This window comes from Gelidibacter gilvus, from assembly GCF_004115975.1.
Classification (GTDB): Bacteria; Bacteroidota; Bacteroidia; order Flavobacteriales; family Flavobacteriaceae; genus Gelidibacter; species Gelidibacter gilvus.
In genome coordinates this window covers 92,320-108,584 of record NZ_SDDZ01000009.1, presented here as the reverse complement: position 1 = coordinate 108,584, position 16,265 = coordinate 92,320, and the positions used below count along the sequence as shown (strand labels likewise).

Sequence of the window (16,265 nt, the reverse complement as noted above, 5' to 3'; positions counted from 1 at the left end):
TCCGATGCTAATTAACATCGGAGTTTTTTTATAATAACTTTCTTCGCTTTCGTTCAGTTTTCAGAAGCATCAATTCCCTACTCGTCTGTCCTGCAACCGAAGTGTTCTCCTCTGCCCTTCTTATTAAATACGGCATCACATCCTTTACGGGTCCAAACGGAACGTATTTAGCTACATTATAGCCGTCTGCAGCCAAGTTGAAACTAATGTGGTCACTCATACCATAAAGCTGACCAAACCATACGCGATTGTCGCTTTTATCAATTTTTAAATCTGTCATGATTTGCATAGCCAAATAGCAACTTTGCTCATTATGAGTACCTATAAATAATGAAATGGTACTTAGATTTTTAAGAATATAATCCAAGGTTTCATCAAAATTTAAATCAGTTGCTTCCTTTGTGGCACAAATCGGAGAATCATAACCTTTGTCATCAGCTCTTTCTCGCTCTTTCTCCATATAAGCGCCGCGTACAATTTTTGCCCCTATTGTAAAGCCATCTTTCTGACCCCGCTCATGAAGTGCTTTAAGATAATCCAATCGGTCCCATCTGTACAACTGTAAGGTGTTATAAACAATTGGAATTCCTGTATTATACTTGCGCATCATGGCTTCACATAAATCGTCCGCAGCATCCTGCATCCAGCTTTGCTCACTATCAATCAGTATTTCTACATCTTTTTCTTTGGCCAATTTGCATACTTTATCAAAACGGGCGACCACACGATCCCACTCTTCTTGCTCTTGAGGGGTAAATGGTTTTCCCTCGCCTTTCTTTTGAAACAAATGAAATCTTCCAAACCCAGTAGGCTTAAAAACAGCAATTGGCATAGACTTTTTCTCGTCGGCAAAATTGATGATCTTCAAGGTCTTTTCCATGGCAGCATCAAAATGGGATTCGACTTCTTGGCCCTCAACTGAATAATCCAGCACAGAACTTACCCCTTTAGTATACATCCTGTCTATAACGGGTAAGCAATCCTCTTCATTGACGCCACCACAAAAATGGTCAAAAACCGTCGCCCTTATCAAACCTTCTACTGGTAAATGGGCCTTTAATGCAAAATTCGTCACCGCAGTACCGATTCTCACCAAAGGTTCATTGGAAATCATCTTGAACAAGAAATAAGCGCGATCAAGTTCTGAATCACTTTTAAGACTAAAAGCGACTTCTGTATTTTCAAAAATTTTAGATATTGCCATTATGTAAAAATAAACGCAAATTTAATTATTCATTCTTGATTAATTAATTAAAAACTGCTTATTTTCATCCATTATTAAAGCTACAAAAAGAATGACCTCAATTACGACCGATACTTATGCTGTTCATTTTAATGCAACAGGATATAGAGAACTAAATAACTACCTAAAGAACAATCGTTTTTCAAAATTATTTATCATTGTTGACACCAACACACACACCCATTGCTTACCACATTTCATGTCGAAATTAGAAACAGATCTGGAATGTGAAATCATAGAAATTGAAGCCGGTGAAGCTCATAAAAACATAGACACCTGTGTAGGTGTATGGAATGCGTTATCTGAGCTGGGAGCAGACAGAAAAAGTCTCATTATTAATGTTGGTGGAGGCGTTGTTACTGATTTAGGCGGATTTGTAGCCTGTACTTTCAAGCGTGGCTTAAAATATATTAACGTTCCTACCTCACTTTTGGCAATGGTTGACGCTTCTGTGGGAGGGAAAACAGGTATTGATCTGGGTGCTCTTAAAAATCAAGTCGGTGTTATTTCTTCAGGCGATATGGTTATTGTGGATACAAGTTTTCTAGATACACTTCCTCAAAATCATTTAAAAAGTGGATTAGCCGAAATGTTAAAGCATGGCCTTATTTACGACCCATCATATTGGAATGAATTTTTGGATCTTAATAACTTAACCTTAGACGATTTAGACATCTTGATTCATCAATCTGTTGAAATAAAAAACACCATTGTAACTGAAGATCCAAATGAGCATGGTCTTCGTAAGACTCTTAATTTTGGACACACTTTAGGTCATGCCATCGAGTCTTATTTTTTGAGTGCATCAGACAGGAAGGAATTGCTCCATGGGGAAGCTATTGCCGTTGGAATGATTATGGAAACCTACATCTCATCTGAATTATTGGGTTTCCCAAAAAATGATTTGGAGATTATAAAAGAGACCTTCCTGAAAATCTTCAAAAAAGTGACTATTGAAGCCTCTGACCATAACGCCATCATCGATCTTTTAAAATATGACAAAAAGAATGAGCATGGCAATATCAATTTTGTGCTACTGAAAGAAATTGGAGCACCAAAAATTGATTGCTTGGTGGAAAATGAACTACTTATAAAAGCTTTTGAATTCTACAGATTATAAATAGCGCTCCTTTATAACTTCAAGATGATGGTTTTCATGACCAATAATGATAAACACAATGGCTCTAACAGAAAGATCACTACCATTGGCAACACCTATTTGTTCTAAACTTTTAAGGTCAAAACTATCAAATAAAGAAACAGTAGCCATTCTAACATTCCGGTATTCTGACAAAAGACTTTCAACACTCCTTTCATTGGCCTGACTGTGCACAACAAAGGCATCTTGATCAAAACCAGGTAATTCGGTCATGTCTTTTCTCGCAATGCACATGGCGCGATACGCAAACACACGTTCTGTATCTATCAAATGCAGGAGAATCTCCCTAATAGTCCATTTGTCTTCAGCGTAACGATAGTCCAGCTTTTCTTTCTTAATAGTTTTAAAAAATTGAATTATTATTTCAGAATTATTTCTTAAACTATCAAATACGTTACCATCACCAGTTTTATCTATATAAGGCTGATAATAACTATTATATTCATCTGAACCTATATCTCTTTTCGTCATAAAACAGTATATGAATGACCTCAATCAAAACACCCTTCATTGAGTGCTCAACAAAGGGTATTGATTTATTACTAGTTTATATCTAGCAATGAGATTATAATTCGTTAAAAATAGAATGCATTAAACGCTTCTTATCATTTATACTTTCTTCCAATGAAATCATTGTTTCAGTTCTGTAAATACCCTCAATATCATCTAACATAAAAATAATATCTTTTGCATGCGATGTGTTTTTAGCACGCACCTTACAAAAAATATTGAATTTACCGGTGGTAATATGAGCTACCGTAACAAAAGGAATTTCACTGATACGTTCTAAAACAAATTTTGTTTGAGAAGTATTATTTAAAAAAACACCCACATAAGCAATAAAAGAATACCCTAGCTTTTTATAATCTAAGGTCAATGATGATCCTTGAATAATACCAGCTTCTTCCATTTTTTTGACACGCACATGAACCGTTCCTGCCGAAATCACTAATTTTTTAGCAATATCCGTAAATGGAATTCGCGTATTATCAATTAACATGTCTAAAATTTGATGATCGATTTCATCTAATTTGAACTTTCCCATTTGTTGTAAAATATTAAATTTTTTACAAAAATAGTAGAAATATGTTGAAGATAATACATCAAAAGCTTCTTTTTTAAACAAATAGTGTGTGTTTCTTACCATTAATCAATACGAAATCGATTGCGAGACCCTCATTTAATACTTTATTATCTTCGACAAACACCAATTGTTTATGGGCATCAATCTCTCTGTGACCAAAAAAACCACTTAGATCAGAGATCTTTTCAATTTTTGGTATGAAAACGATCTGATTTTGCTGGAGTTTCTCTTCATATTGAACAGCTATATCCAAAATTTGATGAACATCTCCTCTTTCCAATTTCACCTTTCGAATAATAATGTCATAAAACAACTTATCGTTTTGAGGGATTTCAAAATACGCGTTTTCCTTAGAGCCTTGCGGATCTCCAAAAATAATTTCTGCCATTCCAACCCATAGGGATTGAAAAATCAGCTCTCTTACTTTCTCCCTATCATAATCATCATGATAATGCCCAGCTTCAAATAGAATTGTTGGCACATTTAAAGCCTGAAAAGTGTCCCCAACACAATTGATATTAAAAGCATCATCATAAATACCAACTTGACCGGGAATCTGCCTTTGTAAATTCTGATTCATTTTAACAATGACATCCATAGCCATTTTTCGTGTATTAGTAACCGAGCACATCACATCCTGAGCTGGCGACAAAAAAGAAACCGTTGCAGGCTTACTGGTCGCGCCAGCACTAAAAATAGTGCGCTGACCATGAAGGTTAAAGCAAAAGTCCGGCTTAAACTCCTCAAAGCAATGCCTTAGGATCCTACTCTCTGGCTGTGATAAATTCTGTGCATCCCTATTCAAATCCACCTGATTTGCATTTAAACGACTATAAGCTCGTGAGCCGTCAGGATTCAGCATGGGAATGATTCCGATAGTGCATTTACCCAAAAGACTCTTCATAGTGTCATTTTTAGATTCGGCAAGAACATTCAAAAGATCAAACACCGCTTTAGTGGTTGTGCTTTCGTTCCCATGCATTTGAGACCACATCAAAATCTTCTTTCGTCCGGACCCAACTTTTATGAAGTGAATTTCTTCTTCTAAAACCGACTTCCCAAGAACCGATACGTCAAAATTATTACTATGCTTTTCAATCAGATTTTTGATATGATCCGAATTAATATAACGACCAAAAAGAGATGCCTCATGGTACTGTTCATATTCGTTTCTTAAGTGCTCTATAGTCATGCTGAATAATTGTGCTACAAATGTAAACAATTGATAATTTACATTTGTAAACATCAAAATGATTGAGTTTTGTTTACAATGATATACAAGCTTTCTCAAATGATGTAGTGCGGTTTTTAAGAAAATGATCAAAATTGTATAACTCTTCAATACGCGAGTTAACGAATTAATAATCAAGTTATTATGATGTATTATATGAAATTGAGCTTTAATCTAAAACTCCAATATTAAATAAATAATTAGCTTTAAGAGAGAGTATTCGTTACATTTGTAACTCAACAAAACTTAAAGACGAGTTCACAATGATCAACAGTGATGATTTCGCAAAGCGGCTACAGAAAGTCATCGATCACTACGCTGAATCGGCGTCTTCCTTCTCCGATATCATAGGTGTTCAGCGCTCGAGTATTTCACATATTCTATCAGGACGGAACAAACCTAGTTTAGATTTTGTCCTCAAAGTCTTAGCCTCCTATCCTGAAGTTGAACTTTATTGGCTGTTAAATGGGAAAGGCGAATTTCCGTCCAGGCCCAAAAATATTACTTCAGAAAAAAATCAGATTGCAGACACTCCACTACGCCCAGCAAATTCTCCTAGTGACACAAAAGATAAAAGCATTGAAAAGATTGTCATTTTCTATACGGATGGAACTTTTAAGGAATTTGTGAAAAATTGATTCCTATCCGTTATTCTGGATAGCTTGTCAACTTTCGAATTTTTAGATATGAAATAACTTTCTTTTGAGTAGTTTTGTTTGCAAATTTGAAAATCATGAAATTTCCAATAGCTTTTGTTTTCTTACTCTTATTATCTAGCTGCTACAATAAGGAGCGTGAATGCAAAGATTTTAAGACAGGTACGTTTGAATTTAAGTATACAACTGATGGCGTTGAAAAAATTGGTCGGTTTGTGAGAACTGAAGATCTGAACATCGACTATTATGAAAACAAAATCGATACAGCCTCAATAAGATGGATCAACGATTGTGAATTCATCATGAAGCATATCAATCCGAAGAACATGAGTGAGGAAAAGGCCATCCACATGAAGATTTTAACCACTTCTGAAGACTCCTACACCTTTGAGTACAGTTTGGCAATTCAGCATGGTAGCCAACAAAAACACGTCGAACAAGGCTCTGCAACAAGAATAGAATAACAGCCTATATCTCTCTTGTTGACAATTGAGATTTTATTATTGTATGAATCGTTCTTTTAGGTATAATTTCAAAATCTGACAATACTTTTATTGCGATTAATAATTCACCTTTAATGATATGTATGTTATGCAATAGGGCACACAACAACAGCATATCAATTTTTATAAATTAAAACATTCTCCAAATTAGCGAAGCTTTCACTCTTCTCAAAATGGTGCTATTATTTTAGAAATAAAGCCTTAAAGCAACCATACTGCTCGTGATTTAAGAGTCAGACCTATAAATTATAATGCATATATCGGAGTTTAGGTATAAAAATCAGAAGGAATATTTTTAATATTTTAAGAGGTACGATAAGTTAATCTTTAGCAGTTCCATATAAATCTTTGAAATGAATTGGAATACAGAAATCAATTACTGAAGAAAGGAAATATTACAGAACACACAATTAACAATAAAAACCAAAACAACATTCCAAATCGTTTGGCCTTACTGCTTGTTGATATTTTTTGGTGAATCCGTACATTTCATAACGTTCTAATTCAGATTGTGAAAAGTGGTCATCTCGCCATCTGGGTTTTGGAGTGAAAAAAGGGAAAATAAATAACATCAAATATTCCTGTGTGGTCAAAGATTGATCACTACGTTTTTGTTGAATTTCCTTATAGTGGAGATAATCGACTTCAATCTTCGCGAGTTGCTTTAAAGTAAATTTTCTGGAATCCAGCTCTAAACGCAGTTCCTCAACAGCAAATTATTCAGAACCATTAATGATAACGTCGTACAATTCTACATTTGTCAGTCTGTAAACCTTCTTACCAATCACATTTAAAAGTATATCAGCACGAATGGAGATTAAAACAACTTCCCCTGTCCATTCTCTTCCAAATGATCGTCCTCATTAGAATCGTCATCTGAATTAGAATCGGAAGTTTTAGATGCCTTATCTTCTGAAATATTCTCTAAATCAACAACCTCAATCTCTTCAGCGGGCACTTCTTCCGGAGCTTCGTAAGGTAATGGTTCCAATAAACTGATCTGGTTTACTTTATCTCTTGTCAATTGATTCCCCAAAGCTGTAATGCCTTTGATACTGATGAACTCTTCCAGATTGATTTCTAAATTGTCTTTTCTATCTTTGCCACGTTCTTTTGTAAACTCCACCTCAACCATAGGCTTCCAATCGGTTGAAATGATTTCCAATTGCGATTTTGGGTGATCAGATATAAACAATTCTTCTCTACCTTCATGTTCTATGAGGAAACGCTTCACGTAATAACGCTCTTTGTCGCCGTCAAAATAAATGGCAGAAATTGGTTTTTTCGGAATCCATTTCTCCAAAACAATCATATCACTATCAAAGCGTGTGGTCAATTCTGGCAAAATAGTTTTTAAAACTCCCGATTGATTGATGACCAACAATCGATCTTCACCTCTAAACTCACCAAGCAACTCGCCTCTTCCATCCACATTCAAGCGCTGGACAGTATCATCAAACCATATCTTGCGAGGTTTTAAAGTAGAAATCCCTTTCTCTTTAAGCTCAATCTTCCTGATGGCATATTTGGTTACTCGGTTTCCTTTGGAATTTCGTCCTTTGATAAGGATATCCGCAAAATCAAGATCCCATTTCAGCTTTTTAACACTTCCTGCCTGTCTGAGATAGATGGTGATCACTTCTGCTTCGCCATTTGGATTGGATGAGAAATACCAAACCATAGAGCCTTTGCTACCATTGGTTAAATCATAGTCACGATCTCGAGTGACACCTAAAACAGAAAATCGTTTAACATACGATGGACCTTTCGCGCCATCGCGATAAATCATATTATAAATGGTGCGTTTGTCTTTCCTATTAAATACTTCTACATTGATGATATCTTTCCCAACAAATGTTTTGGCATCCACCTTAGTGACCATCATTTTACCATCTCTTGTAAACACGATAATATCATCTATATCACTACAGTCGCAGACATATTCATCTCTTTTGAGAGATGTACCAATAAAACCTTCTTCTCTATTGACATAAAGCTTCGTGTTCCTGATGATTACTTTTGTTGCATCAACATCATCAAACAAACGGATTTCTGTTAAACGCTCTCTTCCTTTTCCATAGTCGTTTTTAAGACGGGTAAAATAAGCAATGGCGTAATCCACCAAATGCGCTAAATCATGCTTTACTTGTGCTATTTGATCTTCCAGCACATCAATTTTTTGCTGTGCTTTGTCAATATCAAATTTAGAAATACGCTTAATTCGGATTTCCGTTAAACGCTCAATATCTTCAGTGGTAATCGAACGTTTTAAATGCTTGATGTGTGGTTGAAGTCCTTTATCAATTGCGGTTATAACACCATCCCAGGTTTCTTCTTCTTCAATATCGCGATAGATCCTGTTTTCTATAAAAATTCGCTCTAAGGATGCAAAATGCCACTGCTCTTCAAGCTCATCGAGTTTTATTTCGAGATTAAGTTTTAAAAGCTGAACGGTGTTATCGGTAGAATGGCGTAACATTTCAGTAACACCAACAAAAAGTGGTTTGTTATCTTCAATCACACAACCCAATGGCGAAATGGAAACTTCGCAGTTGGTGAATGCATATAACGCATCAATGGTTTTGTCAGGCGAAATTCCCGAAGGTAAATGCACCAAAATTTCTACTTTAGCTGCAGTATTATCCTCGATTTTTCGGATTTTAATCTTGCCTTTATCATTCGCCTTTAAAATAGAATCAATCAACGACGAGGTATTGGTACTAAAGGGAATCTCATTAATGACCAAAGTACTTCTGTCCAACTGTGATATTTTTGCCCTAACACGAATTTTTCCACCGCGCAAGCCATCTTTATAATCTGTGACATCAATAATTCCAGCGGTTGGAAAATCTGGATAAATGGTGAATTTCTTTCCGTTAAGATGTTTGATTGACGCATCAATCAATTCAATAAAGTTATGTGGTAATATTTTTGTTGAAAGTCCAACGGCAATTCCCTCACCTCCTTGTGCCAACAATAGAGGGAACATGACAGGAAGGTTAATCGGTTCTTTTCGCCTACCGTCATAAGAGGCTTGCCATTCCGTAATTTTAGGATTGAATACCACCTCCGTGGCAAACTTAGAAAGACGTGCTTCAATATAACGAGATGCTGCTGCACTGTCTCCGGTCAGGATATTTCCCCAGTTACCTTGAGTATCAATCAAAAGGTCTTTTTGTCCAATTTGTACCATCGCGTCCGCAATACTGGCATCTCCATGCGGATGGTACTGCATAGTATGCCCTACAATATTGGCTACTTTATTATAACGCCCATCATCCAAGTCCTTCATAGACTGCATAATGCGTCGCTGAACAGGCTTAAAGCCATCTTCAATTGCAGGAACCGCGCGCTCAAGAATAACATAAGAAGCGTAGTCTAAAAACCAATCCTTAAACATTCCGGTAACTCTTGTAATGGTTTCATTACTGCCATTTTCCTGAATGTTCTCCTCTTCATTATGTATATGATCTTCTTCCAATGTAATGTATTTAATTAGTAGGTTTTATATTCTCTTTAATCATTTTACTTAGAGATTGTCTAATGTAGCGTCTTTTCTTCTTATTGACCAAGGTCACATTAAAGGTCTCTTTTTTGGTATGTCCTTGAGAATTTTTTATATACAGGGTTAGACTTTTATAGACAAAATGGTTTTTGAATTTAAATGCCACCAAGCGTGATTTATCAAATTCCAATAGATGTTCTCTATAATTAAAATAGTCTGATAACAATAGTCCTTTATTTATAAGGATCACTTTTATACCATCACTATCGTATTCAAAATACTTTGAAATGGCATGCACGGAAAAAAACAAAATCAGGAATCCACCCAAGATTAGAAGAAAAGTCAATAATGGATTTGATGTCAGGTGGCTGAATGCACTAAAGACCGTTGCCAGAAAGATGGCAAACACAATCAGTATAAAATAGACTGATATAATGATATTTTTAACCTTAGAATTATTAGTTCTCATGAATCTCCTCCACTATATCTAATTCTACCTTAAGATTATCAATAATAAATTCTTGTCTATCCGGAGTGTTTTTGCCCATATAAAACTCAAGTAGCGCATCAATGGACATATCTTTATCAAGCATAACAGGATCCAACCGAATACTTTCTCCAATAAAATTGACGAATTCGTCAGGTGAGATTTCACCAAGACCTTTAAATCGGGTAATTTCTGGTTTTGGTTTTAATTTTTCGATAGCATCTCGACGTTCTTGCTCAGAATAACAATAGATCGTTTCCTTTTTATTCCTAACCCTGAACAAAGGCGTTTGCAAAATATACAAATGACCTTCCTTGATCAATTCTGGAAAGAACTGTAAAAAGAAGGTAATCAACAACAAACGAATATGCATGCCATCCACATCAGCATCTGTAGCAATAACGATGTTGTTGTAGCGTAAATCCTCAATAGATTCCTCAATATTCAATGCCGCTTGCAATAGATTGAATTCCTCATTTTCATAAACAATCTTCTTGCTCATGCCGTAGGAATTCAAAGGCTTACCTCTTAAACTGAACACAGCTTGGGTATTCACATCCCTTGATTTGGTAATACTTCCCGATGCAGAATCACCCTCCGTTATAAACAAGGTAGACTCTAAATACCGATCATTTTTTATATCTCCAAAATGCACGCGACAATCACGCAACTTTTTATTGTGTAAATTGGACTTTTTCGCCCTGTCTTTTGCAAGTTTTCGGATCCCTGACAATTCTTTGCGCTCACGTTCTGCCTGAAGGATTTTTCGCTGAATCTTATCAGCAGTCTCTGGGTTTTTGTGAAGAAAGTTATCTAATTGAGTTTTAACAAAGTCGTTGATAAACGTTCTTACCGATGGCAAGTTGCCCCCCATGTCTGTCGAACCTAACTTGGTTTTGGTTTGACTTTCAAAAACTGGTTCCATAACTTTTATGGCGACTGCAGTAACCACAGATTTCCGTACGTCTGAAGGGTCAAAATTCTTACCGTAAAACTCTCTTATGGTTCTAACCAAAGCTTCACGGTAAGCCGCTAAGTGCGTTCCTCCTTGTGTCGTATTCTGTCCATTCACAAAAGAATGGTATTCTTCGCTATACTGTGTTTTAGAGTGAGTTAAAGCAATTTCGATGTCATCGCCTTTAAGGTGGATGATTGGGTAAGCCATATCAGATTCGTTGATATTTTCTTCCAATAAATCCTTGAGACCGTTCTCACTAAAATATTTTTCACCGTTAAAAACAATGGTCAACCCTGTGTTCAAATACACATAGTTTTTGAGCATTTTTTCAACGTATTCGTTGCGATACTTGTAGTTTTTAAAGATGGCTTCATCTGGAATAAAAGACACTTTTGTACCTTTTCTTCTTGAGGTATCATCCAATAATTCATGGTTGGTGAGGTTTCCTTGCGAAAATTCTGCGGAAGCGGATTTATTATCACGAGTAGATTCTACACGGAAAAAATTGGACAGGGCATTCACCGCCTTTGTACCAACCCCGTTAAGTCCGACTGATTTTTTAAACGCTTTGGAATCGTACTTACCTCCAGTATTCATTTTCGAAACCACGTCCACCACTTTACCTAATGGAATCCCACGACCGTAATCGCGTACGATCACCTTATTTCCCTGAATGGAGATTTCAATGGTCTTGCCCGCACCCATCACATACTCGTCAATGGAATTATCCAAAACTTCTTTTAGAAGAATATAGATACCATCATCAGGTGACGAGCCATCACCAAGTTTACCAATATACATACCTGGACGCATACGAATGTGCTCTTTCCAATCGAGCGAACGTATATTATCTTCGGTATAGGCAGTTTCTTGAGACATAAAAGGATGAAAGTTTAGATAGGTTGCTAATATAATATTTCGTTATAAAACTAAAGAACACAAGATACTAAAGTAATTAACAAAGTTTTTAAAAATTGAGACGGAAGATTGAACTATGAAGTATGAAGAATCCGTTTCGACGTATTATTTTAGCTTTTACTCTTAAATGTGAAATATAAAATAGGGACGATAAGAATTGCCACTGCAATAATTAAAGAGGTTATAAACACGAATTTAAAAACGTAGAAAAGCACCACAAAGAAGATGATTGCTACAGCCAGCCATAATATAATTTTCATATGATTTCAATTTTATCCGATTGAAAGATAAGGATAAAATTGGTGATAAAAGAAATTATTCTTAATGCAGATACGACGAATGCTGATCATTAAAGTTCGTCTTGATAAAAATCCTTCAAAAAAATCAAAGAAAAGAGCATTGTTGCCACTTAAATAAACTCCTAATATCGAATCTACCCAATGGCAACAACAATTTTGTTTCAAAAAATTAACCTACGATTTTCCTACACATTAAACAAGAAATGCATGATATCACCATCCTTAACGACATAATTCTTTCCTTCTACACGCATTTTTCCGGCTTCTTTGGCTTTTGCTTCACTACCTAAATCTGAGAAATCCTCAAAGGCAATAACTTCTGCCCTAATAAACCCTTTTTCGAAGTCGGTGTGAATTACACCTGCTGCTTGTGGTGCAGTGGCACCGACATCAATTGTCCAAGCGCGCACTTCCTTAACACCAGCTGTGAAATACGTCTGCTGTTTTAAAAGTTTGTATGCTGATCTGATCAACTTTGAAGAGCCTGGCTCATCAAGACCGATGTCCTGCAAAAACATTTGGCGCTCTTCATAACTATCCAATTCAGTAATATCTGCTTCTGTACCGACCGCCAACACTAATATTTCAGCATTTTCGTCTTTAACCGCTTCCCTGACTCTTTCTACGTAAGCATTTCCAGTAACAGCAGATTCTTCATCTACGTTACACACATACATGACCGGTTTATCTGTAATAAATTGTGCAGGACTGACAAATTCGTCGTAATCATCTTTGGCAAACTCCAAAGCTCGTACTGAAACTCCTGCTTCTAAGGCTGATTTTATTTTAACTAAAACAGCTTCTTCCTTCTGCGCTTCTTTATTGCCCGTTTTTGCGGCACGTTTTACCTTTTCCAGTTTCTTGTCAACAGTTTCCAAATCCTTCAACTGGAGCTCCATGTCAATGGTCTCCTTATCTCTAATAGGATTGACACTACCATCAACATGCACAATATTATCATTGTCAAAACAACGCAATACATGAAGAATGGCATCTGTTTCTCTAATATTTGCCAAGAATTGGTTCCCCAAACCTTCACCTTTACTGGCGCCTTTTACCAAGCCCGCAATATCTACTATCTCTACGGTTGCAGGTTGCACACGCACAGGTTTCACCAAGGCCTCCAAACGCTCTAAACGTGGATCTGGAATATTAACAATCCCTATATTTGGCTCAATAGTGCAAAACGGAAAGTTGGCACTTTGCGCTTTAGCGTTAGATAAACAGTTAAAAAGGGTCGATTTCCCTACGTTTGGTAATCCTACAATTCCGGCTTTCATTGAAAAACTTATTTTCGTTCCCACAACGGTGGGAATCTCATTAAATAAAATCGCAATTTTTTGCGACTGCAAATTTAGTTAATTATCTGAATTATTTGCATAAAAAAATCCCAAGCTATACTTGAGATTTTTTACTAATATTATTACCGTATTTATTATCCTTCCGGATGCATAAAACGTTGTTTTGACAAAAGTTGTTCTTCGGTTTCCATATGTTCATCGTCCGGAACACAACAATCTACTGGGCATACAGCCGCACATTGTGGCTCTTCATGAAACCCTTTACACTCCGTACATTTATCTGGAACTATATAGTAAATTTCATCGCTAATAGGTTCTTGGGATTCATCAGCATCTACTTCCGCCCCATTAGGAAGCACCACTTTACCGTTTAAACTGGTTCCATCTTTATATCTCCAATCGTCGGCACCTTCGTATATTGCAGTATTTGGGCACTCAGGCTCACAAGCACCGCAATTAATACATTCATCTGTTATTATAATTGCCATAGCGTCTTTTACATTAAAATATTAACTATAGAAAAAGTGATGAGATTTTAGAGGTTTTAAACTGATTTTATTGATTTTTAAAACCATTTAGAAAAAGTTGTGACTTAAACAAATCTCGTTCATTTCATTTTTCTAACTTTGCGATGCAAAAATAACGCCAAAACTATTCATAACCAAATACAGAATGGATTTACAGCAAAGAATTAACGCTTTCGTAAAACTGGGAGAATTTATCGAACAATTTTCAACAGAAGGCTTTAAAATAAATGAGAATATCAGTACCAACATCTTATTTTTTGACGGTTTTAAACATCAAATTAAATTGGCGCACGAGCACAATGGTTGGTTTACTAAAGAGAACATTTCATTCTCTTTAAGCGGATGGTCTAAGTCATTGAGAAAGAACAATATTGAGCAATGGCTTGATAAGTATGACTTTAATAATATTTCTTCTAAAAAAGTAGCCATTATCATGGCAGGAAACATCCCTTTGGTAGGTTTCCACGATTTCTTATCGGTGCTTATTACAGGTCATGAAGTTATTGTAAAACAATCTTCAAATGACAAGCATCTTCTGCCCTATTTAGCTAAATATTTAGAGCATTTAGAACCTGGGTTTAAAGGTAGAATTACATTTACCGAAGAAAAACTATCTGAGTTTGATGCGGTAATAGCCACAGGAAGTGATAATACTGCACGATATTTTGAGCATTATTTCAAAGGAAAAGCGTCTATTATCAGAAAGAATAGAAACTCTGTAGCCGTATTGACCGGTGAAGAGACCGATGAAGAACTCAAAGCATTATCAGAGGATATTTTCAGGTACTATGGTTTAGGCTGTAGGAACGTTTCCAAGCTATTTGTACCCAAAGATTATGAATTTGGAGCCTTCTTTAATGGCGTTTATGAATGGCATCCTATCATACATCAAAATAAATATGCCAATAATTATGATTATAATAAAGCTGTTTATTTGATGAGCGAATTTGATTTGTTGGAAAACGGCTTTTTAATGATCAAGGAAGATGCCAGTTATGGTTCTCCCATTGCAACGCTATTTTATGAATACTATAACGATAGAGACGAGCTTAAATCACTACTTGAGGCTAACAAAGACAAGATTCAATGTGTAGTTTCTAAGGGAGTTACAGCGGATTCGGTGGCTTTTGGACAGACCCAACATCCACATTTGTGGGACTATGCCGACAATGTTGATACTATTGCGTTTTTGTTAAAAATATAGTTGATAAATTATCATTTTCTTACCCTCAATTCCCTTTGAATTTAGCACCTTTGTATCTTTCAAAAACCAAAAACAATGAAAATACACAATTTTAGCGCTGGACCTTCAATTTTACCTCAAGAGGTTCTTAAAAAAGCTTCCGAGGCTGTTGTTGAATTAAATGGTATAGGACTTTCCTTATTGGAGATTTCGCATAGGAGCAAACACTTTGTAGATGTTATGGAAAATGCCAGAGCTCTAGCTTTGGAATTGTTGGGTCTTGAAGGAAAGGGTTACAAAGCCTTATTCTTGCAAGGTGGTGCGAGCACGCAATTTATGATGGTTGCCCTAAATTTATTGGAAAAACGCGCTGGATATTTAAATACAGGAACTTGGAGCGAAAATGCTATTGCAGAAGCCAAGATCTATGATGATATTTATGAAGTTGCCTCTTCAAAAGATGCTGGATACAATTACATCCCTAAAGGATATACAATTCCTGATAATTATGATTACTTCCATTGTACATCCAACAATACTATTTTTGGAACCCAGATAAAACAGTTCCCTAATTCACCAATTCCAATGGTATGTGATATGAGCAGTGACATTTTTTCACGCCAATTGGATTTTTCTAAATTTGATCTCATTTATGCTGGTGCGCAAAAAAACATGGGCCCAGCGGGAACTACCTTAGTGGTGGTTAAAGAAGATATTTTGGGTAAAGTATCTCGAAAAATTCCTTCCATTATGGACTACAAAGTTCAAATTGCGAAAAGCAGCATGTTCAATACACCTCCTGTTTTTGCCGTTTATACTTCTATGCTAACCTTGGAATGGCTTAAAAATTTAGGTGGCATAAAAGCAATTGAGAAAGTGAATGAAATGAAAGCTCGCGTTCTCTATTCTGAAGTAGACCTCAATCCGTTATTTAAGGGTTACGCAGTTAAGGAAGATCGCTCTTATATGAATGCCACTTTTAATTTGGTCAACGACGATTTGAAAGACACTTTTGAAACCATGTTAAAAGAAGCGGGAATTAGCGGATTGAACGGACACAGAAGCGTTGGAGGCTATAGAGCTTCCATGTATAATGCCTTACCTTTGGATAGCGTAAAGGCACTTGTGGAAGTGATGAGTGAATTGGAAACGAAAGCGTAAAAGAAGTCTTCAGTTGGCAGGCTGATTAAACTTTAAAATTAAATAACAAA

The 16,265-nt window shown here is 36.1% G+C and carries 15 protein-coding genes; 5 read left to right on the top strand and 10 right to left on the bottom strand.

Translation table 11 applies throughout. The annotated features are described in order from the left end of the window. Positions 1-28: 28 nt before the first annotated feature. Complete coding sequence (locus ESZ48_RS14145; RefSeq protein ID WP_129018195.1) at positions 29-1,198, bottom strand: proline dehydrogenase family protein; 1,170 nt, start codon at positions 1,196-1,198, stop codon at positions 29-31. A gap of 97 nt (positions 1,199-1,295) precedes the next feature. Here ESZ48_RS14145 and aroB point away from each other — a divergent pair, with 97 nt between their 5' ends. After that, a complete protein-coding gene (aroB, locus tag ESZ48_RS14140) occupies positions 1,296-2,363 on the top strand; it encodes a 3-dehydroquinate synthase (RefSeq protein ID WP_129018155.1) in 1,068 nt (355 codons plus the stop codon). Here aroB and ESZ48_RS14135 read toward each other — a convergent pair. The 3 genes from ESZ48_RS14135 to ESZ48_RS14125 form a co-directional block, all read right to left on the bottom strand. Further along, positions 2,358-2,873, bottom strand: coding sequence for a DinB family protein (locus tag ESZ48_RS14135; RefSeq protein ID WP_129018154.1), 516 nt, complete (start codon positions 2,871-2,873; stop codon positions 2,358-2,360). The genes aroB and ESZ48_RS14135 overlap by 6 nt on opposite strands. Before the next feature lie 94 nt (positions 2,874-2,967). After that, positions 2,968-3,447, bottom strand: a complete 480-nt coding sequence (locus ESZ48_RS14130) for an Lrp/AsnC family transcriptional regulator (protein WP_129018194.1) — start codon at positions 3,445-3,447, stop codon at positions 2,968-2,970. Positions 3,448-3,520: 73 nt separating this feature from the next. Continuing rightward, positions 3,521-4,732, bottom strand: coding sequence for a M14 family zinc carboxypeptidase (locus ESZ48_RS14125; RefSeq protein WP_223266459.1), 1,212 nt, complete (start codon positions 4,730-4,732; stop codon positions 3,521-3,523). A 248-nt stretch (positions 4,733-4,980) separates the two neighbouring features. On the opposite strand from ESZ48_RS14125, the gene ESZ48_RS14120 reads away from it, so the two are divergent. After that, positions 4,981-5,355, top strand: coding sequence for a helix-turn-helix domain-containing protein (locus ESZ48_RS14120; RefSeq protein WP_129018153.1), 375 nt, complete (start codon positions 4,981-4,983; stop codon positions 5,353-5,355). Positions 5,356-5,450: 95 nt separating this feature from the next. Then, positions 5,451-5,837 carry a hypothetical protein gene (locus tag ESZ48_RS14115; protein WP_129018152.1) on the top strand — a complete coding sequence of 129 codons (387 nt, stop codon included), beginning with the start codon at positions 5,451-5,453 and terminating at the stop codon, positions 5,835-5,837. An 856-nt stretch (positions 5,838-6,693) separates the two neighbouring features. Here the strand turns inward: ESZ48_RS14115 and ESZ48_RS14110 are convergent. From ESZ48_RS14110 to ESZ48_RS14090, 6 genes are all read right to left on the bottom strand, one after another. Next, on the bottom strand, positions 6,694-9,357 hold the full coding sequence (locus tag ESZ48_RS14110; protein WP_129018151.1) for a DNA gyrase/topoisomerase IV subunit A: 2,664 nt from the start codon (positions 9,355-9,357) through the stop codon (positions 6,694-6,696). 10 nt (positions 9,358-9,367) lie between these two features. Further along, positions 9,368-9,850, bottom strand: coding sequence for a hypothetical protein (locus tag ESZ48_RS14105; RefSeq protein ID WP_129018150.1), 483 nt, complete (start codon positions 9,848-9,850; stop codon positions 9,368-9,370). Then, a complete protein-coding gene (locus ESZ48_RS14100) occupies positions 9,840-11,705 on the bottom strand; it encodes a DNA topoisomerase IV subunit B (protein WP_129018149.1) in 1,866 nt (621 codons plus the stop codon). Before ESZ48_RS14100 ends, ESZ48_RS14105 begins: the two co-directional genes overlap by 11 nt. Positions 11,706-11,854: 149 nt before the next feature. Beyond that, positions 11,855-12,004: a hypothetical protein gene (locus tag ESZ48_RS19360; RefSeq protein ID WP_190246272.1), complete on the bottom strand. Its 150-nt coding sequence runs from the start codon at positions 12,002-12,004 to the stop codon at positions 11,855-11,857. A gap of 224 nt (positions 12,005-12,228) precedes the next feature. Beyond that, complete coding sequence (gene ychF, locus ESZ48_RS14095; protein WP_129018148.1) at positions 12,229-13,323, bottom strand: redox-regulated ATPase YchF; 1,095 nt, start codon at positions 13,321-13,323, stop codon at positions 12,229-12,231. 155 nt (positions 13,324-13,478) lie between these two features. Next, a complete protein-coding gene (locus tag ESZ48_RS14090; protein ID WP_129018147.1) occupies positions 13,479-13,832 on the bottom strand; it encodes a 4Fe-4S dicluster domain-containing protein in 354 nt (117 codons plus the stop codon). A gap of 184 nt (positions 13,833-14,016) precedes the next feature. Between ESZ48_RS14090 and ESZ48_RS14085 the strand changes: the two genes are divergently transcribed. Together ESZ48_RS14085 and serC are read left to right on the top strand one after the other, a co-directional pair. Next, positions 14,017-15,075, top strand: coding sequence for an acyl-CoA reductase (locus ESZ48_RS14085; RefSeq protein WP_129018146.1), 1,059 nt, complete (start codon positions 14,017-14,019; stop codon positions 15,073-15,075). Between the two features lie 75 nt (positions 15,076-15,150). Further along, on the top strand, positions 15,151-16,215 hold the full coding sequence (gene serC / locus ESZ48_RS14080) for a 3-phosphoserine/phosphohydroxythreonine transaminase (protein ID WP_129018145.1): 1,065 nt from the start codon (positions 15,151-15,153) through the stop codon (positions 16,213-16,215). Positions 16,216-16,265 lie beyond the last annotated feature (50 nt).